11 protein-coding genes and 1 tRNA gene are annotated in these 10830 nt (G+C 50.0%); all 12 read left to right on the plus strand.

Annotation, left to right across the window (positions count from 1 at the left end):
- The first annotated feature begins 1 nt into the window (after window position 1).
- A complete protein-coding gene (locus ACLR2L_RS03900) occupies window positions 2–1042 on the plus strand; it encodes an LPP20 family lipoprotein (protein ID WP_140958091.1) in 1041 nt (346 codons plus the stop codon).
- Window positions 1039–1749: a tetratricopeptide repeat protein gene (locus ACLR2L_RS03905; protein WP_413365874.1), complete on the plus strand. Its 711-nt coding sequence runs from the start codon at window positions 1039–1041 to the stop codon at window positions 1747–1749. The genes ACLR2L_RS03900 and ACLR2L_RS03905 overlap by 4 nt, the downstream gene beginning before the upstream one ends.
- Window positions 1724–2503, plus strand: a complete 780-nt coding sequence (locus ACLR2L_RS03910; protein ID WP_413365876.1) for a hypothetical protein — start codon at window positions 1724–1726, stop codon at window positions 2501–2503. Before ACLR2L_RS03905 ends, ACLR2L_RS03910 begins: the two co-directional genes overlap by 26 nt.
- Window positions 2493–3284 carry an MlaE family ABC transporter permease gene (locus tag ACLR2L_RS03915; RefSeq protein ID WP_140958085.1) on the plus strand — a complete coding sequence of 264 codons (792 nt, stop codon included), beginning with the start codon at window positions 2493–2495 and terminating at the stop codon, window positions 3282–3284. Before ACLR2L_RS03910 ends, ACLR2L_RS03915 begins: the two co-directional genes overlap by 11 nt.
- A complete protein-coding gene (locus ACLR2L_RS03920; RefSeq protein ID WP_140958084.1) occupies window positions 3281–3937 on the plus strand; it encodes an ATP-binding cassette domain-containing protein in 657 nt (218 codons plus the stop codon). Before ACLR2L_RS03915 ends, ACLR2L_RS03920 begins: the two co-directional genes overlap by 4 nt.
- Entirely contained in the window at window positions 3934–4926 is a 993-nt protein-coding gene (locus tag ACLR2L_RS03925; RefSeq protein WP_413365879.1) for an MlaD family protein, read from the plus strand. Before ACLR2L_RS03920 ends, ACLR2L_RS03925 begins: the two co-directional genes overlap by 4 nt.
- Window positions 4923–6764, plus strand: a complete 1842-nt coding sequence (locus ACLR2L_RS03930; protein ID WP_140958080.1) for a right-handed parallel beta-helix repeat-containing protein — start codon at window positions 4923–4925, stop codon at window positions 6762–6764. Before ACLR2L_RS03925 ends, ACLR2L_RS03930 begins: the two co-directional genes overlap by 4 nt.
- A complete protein-coding gene (locus tag ACLR2L_RS03935; RefSeq protein ID WP_140958078.1) occupies window positions 6764–7753 on the plus strand; it encodes an LPP20 family lipoprotein in 990 nt (329 codons plus the stop codon). Before ACLR2L_RS03930 ends, ACLR2L_RS03935 begins: the two co-directional genes overlap by 1 nt.
- 162 nt (window positions 7754–7915) lie before the next feature.
- Entirely contained in the window at window positions 7916–8908 is a 993-nt protein-coding gene (gene murB / locus ACLR2L_RS03940) for a UDP-N-acetylmuramate dehydrogenase (RefSeq protein ID WP_413365882.1), read from the plus strand.
- A complete protein-coding gene (gene birA / locus ACLR2L_RS03945; protein WP_413365884.1) occupies window positions 8905–9879 on the plus strand; it encodes a bifunctional biotin--[acetyl-CoA-carboxylase] ligase/biotin operon repressor BirA in 975 nt (324 codons plus the stop codon). The genes murB and birA overlap by 4 nt, the downstream gene beginning before the upstream one ends.
- On the plus strand, window positions 9869–10603 hold the full coding sequence (locus ACLR2L_RS03950; protein WP_140958073.1) for a type III pantothenate kinase: 735 nt from the start codon (window positions 9869–9871) through the stop codon (window positions 10601–10603). The genes birA and ACLR2L_RS03950 overlap by 11 nt, the downstream gene beginning before the upstream one ends.
- Window positions 10604–10729: 126 nt before the next feature.
- Window positions 10730–10805 (plus strand) — tRNA-Thr (locus ACLR2L_RS03955).
- Window positions 10806–10830: the final 25 nt, after the last annotated feature.

The following is a 10830-nucleotide window of genomic DNA, read 5'->3' on the forward strand; positions in this document are numbered from 1 at the left end:
TATGAAAAAGTCTTCAACTACCGTTCTTACACTACTGACCTTATGCAGTAGTTTATTATTAGGCTCAGCCAGTGCCGACGACGTGGTACAGCAGCAGGCGGGCGGTCAAATCAACTGGTCTACCGGGGTGATTTCCGCTTATGGTTATGGGGTTGCGCCTGATGATGTGCCGCTGGTTAAACAGCGTTTACTGGCTCGAAGAGCCGCGCAGTTGGATGCTTATCGAAACCTGGCCGAAATGGTACGTGGCGTGCGCGTAACGTCTGAAACCGTTGTTGAGCAAATGGTGACGCAAAGCGATACGGTAAAAACCAGTCTGGAAGCCATGATCAAGGGCGCGGCGATGACCGCGGATCATTACCAGAATGACATTGCCACCGTGACTATGACGATGTCGATGGACGGGCGCTTTATTCAGATGATAGCGCCACAAGCGGCAAAGGCTGGTATGGGCGCAACAGCCTGGTATCAGGCGCCGGTTGACTGGGTGCTGGCCAGCACGTCTAACATTCGCCTGCCAGCATTAACGTTGTTTCCACAAGCAATGGCCAGTGACAGTACTCAGCAGGTGTTGGTAATCGACAACCCCAATCAACTGGAACTGGTAAAAAATATTACGCAAATGCTGCGTGCCCAGCCACAGCAGCAGGTGATCGCGCAATTAGAACAACAAATTGAATTCTATGAAAGCAACAGCAATTTTACTGGCGTGCTGATTGATGCCAGTCAGGTGGGCGCTTTTGAGCTGGCAACCATTCCACGTATCCGCAACAAGAACGGCGACATTATTTATCCTAATTCTGACGATTTAGCAGACGGTAATATCAGCCGCAGACCGGTTTCTTACGATTTTGACGTAGGTGATGCCGTACGCAATTCCCGAATTGCCGTGAAGCCATTAATTATTCCGGCGGAAGGTATTTATAAGTCGCGCAATTCCGATTTGGTGATTTCTGATCAAGCGGTAGCACTACTCAAATCACAGCAAACCCTGTTAAAAGCGTTGGGCAATGCTGAAGTAATGATTGTGGTGGCCAGGTGATAAAACGGCTTGCTGCGTGGTTACTAATGTGTGTGCTGTGCTTGCCAGCAGTGGCAAATGCACAGCAGCCGTCATCGCCCAAAGTAGCCATTGTGCAAGCGCAGATACTCATCGATAAAGGCGAAATTGAAAACGCCATCGCCCTGCTGGAAAATGCGAATAAGCAGTTTCCGGGCAATGATATGTTATTGATTTTGTATGGTGACGCGCTTTACGAAAATAAGCAGATGACGTTGGCAGAGCAGGTGTATATGCAGGCGTTGGAAATCAATCCGCTCAGTCCCACCGCCGCAAAACGTATTGAAGTGATACGCGCTATTTCGAATGCATCGGTAAGTGAAAAAGCCCAGCAACTGGAAGAGCTGACACTCGATAAATTATTTGATCTGCTGGCCATGGCGCTGGCATTTGCGCTCGGTACAGTGATGTCGAAGTATCTGCGTAAATTTTCTGACTGGAACTTTATGCGTCGCTGCCGCAAGTTGTTTCTTAAAGGCGATTACGATGACTTCGTGGATTTACTGGAAATTCAGTTATCTACCAATGAATTAAAGCCGCTGCGCAAAAGTATTGAATTTATGCAGCAGCATATGACACCGGAAGAAATAAACCGTTTGCTGAATCGCTATGTCAATACCGAAGATAACCTGCATACCCTGACACGCATGGTGAGGTTGAGTTATGAAGCAGGCTATCAAAAGATATAGTGTGTTGTGCCTGCTGGCTGTATTAGGTGGTTGTGCCAGTGCACCACCGCCCCCCACGCCAGCCCAGTCATTTGCCGAATTGTCGGCAGATCCCGCTTTTTCGCCTTATGCCATGCGCGCCATTGCCAGTAACGCATTTGACAACGGCGATTTTGACTTACTGTCCGACGCGCTCTGGCGATTGTGTCAGCGCAGTGTTGCCACTGCCGGTGGCACAGAAGATTGCAGCAATTATCTGGACGTGGCGATCATTCAGAACAATGTGGTTGATCAGGCTCAGGCTAATATGGCCCTGTATTTTCTTACCCGCGATGAGGCTTATCATCAGCGCGCAACAGTATTGCTGCCAGACAACAATGACTATTATCAGCAATTGCTGGCCGCGCGACTGGAAGATTGTTTGCAGGTAAGTCAGCAAAGTGAACCGCTGGCGATGCAGTGTTATGTGAGCGGCAAACACTTTAAACATCAAGCGGCACTGGAAAAGGCACTGAGCCTGTTTGAGCGATACAATGCAAAGCACAATATGGCTGATACGTATTTTGTGCTGGCCCAATTGGCCGCGCAGGATAATAAACTGCAACAGGCAGAGAAGCTCGCAGCCCGGTCGTCATTGATATTGAGTCAACTTGGCGAAACTCAAAAAGCACAGCAAGTTCGCCAGTGGCGTCAGGAAACCCTTCGGGTACCCCCCCGGGTACCCCATAGGGAAACCCCTCGGGAAACCCCAGCGGAAATCCCTCATGCTCAGTAAAATTGGCGGCGGAGCCAGACGTTCAGGCAATGTATTGATTGGCATAATCGGATTACTGGGGTTAGCACTTAATACTTGTCCGCAACTGCTCAAGCCTCAACGGCGCCGGATTTTTTGGTTGCTGTTTAAACGGCAGCTATACAACTCCGGGCTGAGGGCAGCCTCGATTAATACCATCATAGCCATGTTACTGGGTATTTTTGTTATGTCGAAAGCCTACGCGGTGATCCCCAACAATACCCAGTTTATTGATTATTACGCACAGTTTTTTAATATCGTGGTCAATCGCGAAATAGGCCCATTGATTTCAGGCATCATTCTCATCGCCAGGTCTGCCTCTGCCGTTACCGCAGAAGTAGGACAAATGCAGTTGTACCGACAGTTCGATGCCTTGTCGGCAGTTCACATGAGCCCGGCGCTGGTGTTTTTATTGCCGGTGTTTTTTGCGTTTCCTGTTTCACTGCTGCTGATGTTCTTCTACTTCAATATGATTTGCGTGTTAACGTCATTTGCTATGATAGAGCTATACCACGATGGCGGGATCACCTTAATCGATTACATACGGGCGCTGTTGCAGCAATTAACGGTGGTTGAGGTGGTGGTGAGCATGACCAAAGCCATGGTGGGTGGTTGCCTGATTGGGCTGGCCAGCCTGTATTTCGGTTATCATGTAGAAGATCGCTTTACCGATGTCTCTCGTGCCATTTCAAACTCCAATACCTTTCAGTTGTTTGCCTTTTTTGTACTGAACATTGGGCTGTCGTATCTGGTGTACTTATGATGCGGCTGAAGCTGGACAGTATTGACCTGGCGTTTGACGGAAGGCCTATTTTTCAGGATTTGAATCTGCAGTTAAAACCCTCGGAAATTGTCTGCGTGCAAACCGGTGTGCTGGATGGGGGGTCAAGTTTACTCAGGCTGGCAGCAGGGTTGCTTTCCCCCGACAGTGGTAATGTAGTGGTGGATGGCATGGCGCTCAAAGACATGACCGAGCAAGCGCGGTTTGGCGCAACGTGCATGGGTTTTGAAGCCGGTGGCTTACTCAGTATTTTTACCAACTATAATAATATTGCGTTTCCCTTGCTGTATCACACGGATATGTCTGAAATGGCTATTGCGGAGCGCATAGCGCCGCTGGCTGACGCATTACAAGTTAAGGCGTTGTTGCAACAAGAGCCTCATCAGCTCAACGATGTACAAACCCGTTTGATGAATTTGTTGCGGGCAATGGTGTTTCGCCCCAAACTGGTATTATTGGATGAAGTGCAAAGTGGAATGTCGTTCGATATGCGGGAAAATATGCTGAATGTGCTACTTGCTGAGCAACAAGCACACGGGTATTCCGTACTGATGACCACTACGGTGGGTGATAGAACCGACTTTGCGGATCGCACCCTGGCGATAGCCGGGGGAAAACTGGAGCCGATACAATGAGTTTCGCGCCATCACAATCACTCTCTTCCCGGGCACAGGATACTGTGCTTGGCCTGTTTGTGGTGATTGCCCTGGTTCTGGCAGGCTGGCTATTTTTCGAAGATACCCGACAGGGGCAGGGCAAGCAGTTGTCGTTTGGTGCGATATTGTCTTCTTCCTATGGGCTCAGCAAAGGCTCACCGGTGAGATTAAATGGGGTAAATGTTGGCCGCATTGAATCGATTGGCCTGACTGCTAAAGGTGATGTGGCGCTTACCCTGATGATGCAGACGGAATATCAGGCGCTATATACCGAAGGCAGCCAACTTAAAATAGATTCCACCCTCGATATCGATAATGTGCTATCCGGTGCCGGCATTGCGTTTATTCCGGGAAAGGGCGCACCGCTTCAGGATGGCGCGATTCTCAGTGCCTCGGAACCCAAATCGCTCAAAGCCCTTATGGAAGAATGGGATATTCAGGCGTTGTCGCAAAAAGTGGCCGATATACTGATTAACCTTGATGCTATAGTGAGTAATGTGAGCAGCAATCAGGATAACCTGACGCGCAGCCTGGAAAACGTTGCCACCCTCACTGAAAGTATGAATGCCGCCAGTCAGCAGTTACCCGCGGTACTGGCGCAAATGCAGCAAACCATGAAGGTAATGGAATCTACGCTGCAAAGCGGGCAGGCAACGCTGGCCGACAATATGGGGGCCTTTACTGACGTTGCGGAACAATCCAGCGCCCTGATTAAAAGTATCGATAAGATCGCCAGTAATATTGAGCCGACAGTGAGTGAATTACCCGAAACCCAGGCGTTGCTGAACAATTTGTTGTTTGAAGTGAATGGGTTGACTCAACAATTACGACAACACTGGTTACTGCAAGGCAGCCAGGCACCCGCAAAAAATACAGGCCAGCGTTCCCCGGGCAACGGTCTGTTCCCACCCGACGACTCACTGTATCAGTCTGAAAGTGGTACTTCACAAGGAGAACCTGAATCATGAATAAGCTGTTAACGCGCCTGATGTGTGGTGCGGTGATGATCACCCTTGCCGGTTGTACTGTGAGTACCAAGGATTCTATTTCGATAGGTCAGCCTCAGCGCTCGGCGTCCAGCTCTATTGAAAACAATACAGGTAATAGTGGCGATAAACAGGAGATTCCTGGCAGTATTGCCATTCTGCCTTTTAGCAACACCACCGAAGAAAAGGTTGCTGCGCCTTTGCTACGCCAGGTAATTAACAGTCAACTGGCAGGGCGAAATTTTTCGTTAATGCACCCGGCTGAAGTAGATAAGCGACTGCCATCTGGCCCGGTCGACTACACTAAAATGGCTTCCTATCTGGGGGTAGAAGGTGTTCTGGTAGGCGAAGTCGTCGATTTTGAGCGGTTTTTCGCAGGTATCTATTCGGAAATTCGGCTGGAAGTTGCGTTGTCGCTGTATAACACCAAAGGCGAGGTGGTATGGAGCGGCGAACACGAAGTGACGCAACGGGCTGGTGGGGTATCCACGACGGCCTGGGGATTGTTGTTAAACGCCGCTATTGCTGCAATGAATCTGGATGATGAAAACCTGCTGGCTGCTGCGGATGAACTGGGCCGCAAAGTGGCGTTCGATTTCCCTCAGCCTTCAGCTTATGCCGGTAACGCCGGGCCTGTTATCGAGTCGGTCATCCATGATCAGGCCGGACAATGGTTGCGTTATTCTGATGTGCTTGAAGTAGGTGTGAAGGGTGAGCCCGGCTTGCAGGCGTTTGCAGAGCTTGGCAATGTGGCGCGGGTGCAGCTAAAAGAAGTAGAGCCCGGCGTGTACATTACAAAAATTCCCGTGCAACCAGACTGGAATCAGGTGCGTGTGCCAGTAACCGGTATCCTGCAAGGAAAAGATGGCAACACGTCTACCATGCTGAGTATTGCCGGATTAGTGAATTTTGATAATACACCGCCCGGCGCCGTGAAAAATCTGGTTGGCAGCCAAACAGAAACAACATTAAAGCTGTCCTGGCAAGCAGAGGACGATGCGCAGACATTCACAGTGTTTCGCATGGTAGATGGCGAAAAGTCTGTGGTGTATTCCGGCCCCGACAGTTTCGCCAACCTGGCAATCACAACCGAAGCCTTTAGTCTGAATGAATATAAAGTAGTTGCCGCAGACCGGGCTGGTAATAGCAGTGATACCAAATCCATCACGCTCACCACCTATATCAAAGAAGTGGGTCAGCAAACGTATTTGAGCGGTCCGTTACAGGGCGAATATACCGGTGTAATGGCACTCACCAAAACCTTTAGTCCCTATCAGGTTAAAGGTCAGGTTGTGTTTTCCCAGGACAGTGAAATCTATGTAGAGCCGGGCGTTGAACTGCAATTTGATCCACAGGCAACCATTACTATCCGCGGAGAGGCGTACTTTTGGGGGCTTAAACAGGCTATCAGGATTGGCCCGGTTGCCGACGCTGAGCGCCGTGCACCGTATCTGATCCTGGAAAATAACAAAGCCACTCAAATCAGTGGTGTGCAAATGTTCAATGGCGGTATCGGCATTGCCATTAAATCTGGTCAGCCGCTTCTGGAAGCCATTGAGATAATAGGCAGTAAATTTACTGCTGTTATGATTGAAGGCGAAGCCAATGTTACCCTGCGTCACTGTTTGCTGGACGGGAGTAACACATCAGGTGTGGTGGTGAGTGATTTTGCCAAACTTAAAATTAACGATTGCACGATTCGCAACAACTTCCCTTTCCACATCCAAAATGCATCCAGCTATGAGATTGATGCTACGGGTAACGCCTGGGATCCAAAAGCAACCACATCCAATTTACTGGGCAAAATAAGGACAGAATAATGAAAAAGGTATGTATAGCGCTGGCATTGATGCTACCCGGTTTTTCAGGATTGGCTGCAAATGCGCATTACGAAGAATGGACGGCCGCGGGCGGTAAAGTAAACTGGACCACCGGGCAAATTGCGGCGGAAGGATACGGATTGCCTCCAGCCAATGCGGTGGGTAATGCGGGGCCGTTACTGGCGTGTCGCGCAGCGGTGGTTGATGCCCAGCGCAACCTGCTTGAGGCTACCCAGGGCGTGCGGGTAACCGCAACAACGGTGATCGATAATTACATGCTCAATAATGATGAGGTAAAGAGTCAGGTTGAGGGTGTGATCCGCAATGCCCGCATACTGAGTCGGACCCCGGCACCAGATGGAAGCTGTAAAATAGAAATGGCAATCAATCTGGGCGGCCCGGCATCAAAAGCCGTATACAACGAACTGTACAAGCCCGCAGGGCTGCAAAGCTGGGTTAAGCAACCACTCGAGTGGCTGGCACTGGCGATAGTGCCCAAAGCCTACGCCCAGGATGATGTGCCTTTGGAGAAAGCCCCCTGGCTGGTGGAAGTGGAAAAAGTAAAAGGCCGGTTAGCCGTGCTTGAGCAGGAACTTGCCACTCAGAGACGTCAGGATGCAACGCCTGCGATTAAACCTGATACACAGCCAACCGGACTGGTAGTGGATGCGCGGGGCAGTAACTTTATTCCTTCGTTAAGCCCTAAAATTCGTCAGCTTCGCGGTGGTATTGTGTATCCTGACTCCACTGCAGAAAAGAGCGACCGGTTATTGGAGCGGGGCCAACTGGTGTCGTTGTTTGCCCGCGACGTAGACTTTGCTGTGCAACATCCGGTGGTAGGTAGTCGCCCATTGCTGGTTAAAGCTCTGCGTACTTACGGTGATACCCGTACCGAAATTGTACTGGCAACCGAGTACGCCCAACGTATTGAAGCACTCAATGAAAGCGGATTCTTTAGTGAGGCAGGCGTAATCATCGTGTTGGATTAACACCATCAGTAAGACGAGCCAGTTATCAGACAAATCTGATGGCTGGCCGTTCGGCAATCCGTTCGGCAATCCGTTCGGCAATCCGATTGGCTATCCGATCGGCTAGCCATGACCCCGGCCATTAGGGCATACTACCGGCCTGTAATATTCATACTTTTTCCTATGCCAGAACTTACTCACCGACATACGTTTGCACTTCCAAGTCATTGTAAACAGCTAGAGTCCTTCACATCAGTAGCGTCACTGCTGGCCGCCTACCGCACCGATATGCCGGTGTACATACTGGGTGGCGGCAGTAACAGTATCTTTATAGACGATTTCGAAGGCCTGGTTCTGGTGAATGACATTAAGGGCATCGATGTTCAGCACGATGAAGAGGGTGTGCGTCTCACTGTAGGTGGTGGTGAAAATTGGCATGATCTCGTGACTTACACCGTTGAGCAAGGTTGGCATGGCCTTGAAAATCTGGCACTCATTCCCGGTTCAGTGGGCGCGGCCCCTATCCAGAATATCGGTGCCTATGGCCTTGAAGTGGGTGAGCGCATAGAAAAGGTAGATGTGGTGGTACTGGATACCGGTGAGCAGTTCAGTTTGTCTCAGCAGGCATGTGAATTTGGTTACCGCGACAGCGTTTTTAAACGGCCGGAGCACAACAAATGGATTGTCACCCACGTGCACTTTTTTCTGCCGCATAATGCTGTGCCTATCACCCGTTATGCTGAACTGGACGCACTGATTAACCCCACCGCTAAGGACATTTTTAACACCGTAATTGCGGTGAGACAGCGCAAATTACCCGATCCTAAATTACTGGGTAATGCCGGGAGCTTCTTTAAAAATCCGGTGATCAGCAAACAACACTATACTGAATTATGTGGGCGCTACGGCACTGTACCGGGCTTTGAGGTAGATGCCGCTAACGTGAAGGTGCCTGCAGCCTGGTTAATTGATAATGCGGGATTTAAAGGGCAGTGCCGGGACGGCGTATGCAGTTATCAGCATCAACCTCTGGTACTGGTGAATCAGTCTGCAACGTCTGGCCTTGCCGTTGTGGCGTTTGCCCGGGAAATTATCGACACCGTTTACACCCGGTTTGGTGTTCAGCTCGAGCCTGAAGTCAGACTGGTAGGAAAAACAGGATTGGTGACACTATGAAACCCAAAGCACGTGAAGTCCGGCAAACCTTGTTGAGCACCTTGGCCGACGGTGAATTTCACTCTGGTGAAACGCTGGCGCAAACACTTGGGTTGTCGCGCACGGCCATTGCTGGCCATATTACCCAGCTAACGGGCTGGGGGCTGGATGTGTTCAAAGTAAAAGGAAAGGGTTACAAGTTAAACCGACCGCTCATTTTGTTAGACGAAGCCCAAATAACACAGCGGATCCACATGCCACTCAAAGGCAAGGTGCGCGTTGCCCAGGTTATCGAGTCTACTAATACGGAGCTGAAGGAGGGTTCCACTCCCCGAGCTAATGGTGATGTGATCCTGGCTGAAATTCAGACGGCAGGCCGGGGACGTCATGGTCGTCAGTGGCTGGCACCGGTTGGTGGTAGTCTCACTATGTCGATGTACTGGCGATTTAACGACGGTTACCAGAGTATGGCCGGGCTGTCTTTGCTGGTGGGCATTGCAGTGTGTCAGGCGCTAAAGGATTGCGGACTGGACGATGCGCGCCTCAAATGGCCAAACGATGTGTATTTATATGGGAAAAAACTCGCAGGCGTATTGATTGAAGTGGAAGGGCAATTGGGTGCCCCAGCCGACAGTATCATCGGGATTGGACTTAACGTAACCGTGCCCGAAAACGAATTCGATGTAGGTCAGCCACACATAGATATGAGTCAGGTGTTAGGGGCCGAAATCAACCGCAACGACGTAGCTGCGCGGATAATCGAACAATTGTGGACCTTGTTGCCCGCATTTACACAGCGGGGCTTCGAGCCGTTTGTCTCAGACTGGCAGGAACTGGATTGGTTTGCCGACCGCACGGTAGTCATTAAAGCTGGTAATAAACGTATCAGCGGTATTAACCGGGGCATTGACGCCAGTGGTGCGCTGTTACTGGAAACCAGCGACGGTATAACCCGTTTTCACGGTGGCGAGGTAAGTTTGCGTGCAGGCTAACAAGGTGTTGTTGGTGGATACAGGGAATACCTGTATTAAATATCGCTGGTTATCTGATGCCAGTGACGACATCGAAATAGCGGGTACCGTTGAATTGCTATTGGAGCGACTTGCTCACACCGACGTCGAGCAGGTGTATTTATCTAATGTAGCTAATCAGGAGGCCGAGCAGGCGCTTACCGCGTTTTGTTCGGCCCGCAATATCACTTTGCATGTTATTGCTACACCTCAGCAGGCCTTTGGCATTAAAAACAGTTATAAGAATCCACAAAAAATGGGCGTGGATCGCTGGTTAGCAATGGTGGGCGCGGCAGGCAGAACCAATTTACCGTTTGCGGTTATCGACGCCGGAACTGCAATAACCGTTGATTTTGTGGCAGATGGTCAACATTTAGGCGGTTGGATCCTGCCTGGCTATCAAACGATGAAAAATGCATTGGTTAGTGCAACAAAACGTGTCACTCAGGATAAAAATGTGCCCAAACAGCTTTTGGCTGGTACAGACACGGAAGAATGCGTTGCTATGGGCTGTCTGGCTGCGGTGCAGGGGGCGGTAATTGCTGCCAAGCGGTATTTAGCTGAACAATTTGATGAATATTTAGTCATTTGCACCGGTGGTGATAAAAATCTGCTGACAAGTGCCGAGGGGAGTGGTAACCTCAGCGCCGCGAATTTGGTGATAGACGGCCTAGCCCGCTATGCTGAAAATGCTTCTTTTGATTGAGATTGCTCAATTAAACGTCGAGTTGGTAAATAAATGACCACTTAGACAAAAAAAAGAAAAATTTTCGCAAAAGACTATTGCACCGAGTGATTCATTACTCTAGAATTCGCACCCACTTGATGAGGAGCCGACTTAGCTCAGTTGGTAGAGCAACTGACTTGTAATCAGTAGGTCGCCAGTTCGATTCCGGCAGTCGGCACCATTCATCAATCTCTGGAGGGGTTCCC

Source organism: Alteromonas sp. AMM-1, assembly GCF_047290655.1.
Lineage (GTDB): Bacteria > Pseudomonadota > Gammaproteobacteria > Enterobacterales > Alteromonadaceae > Alteromonas > Alteromonas mangrovi.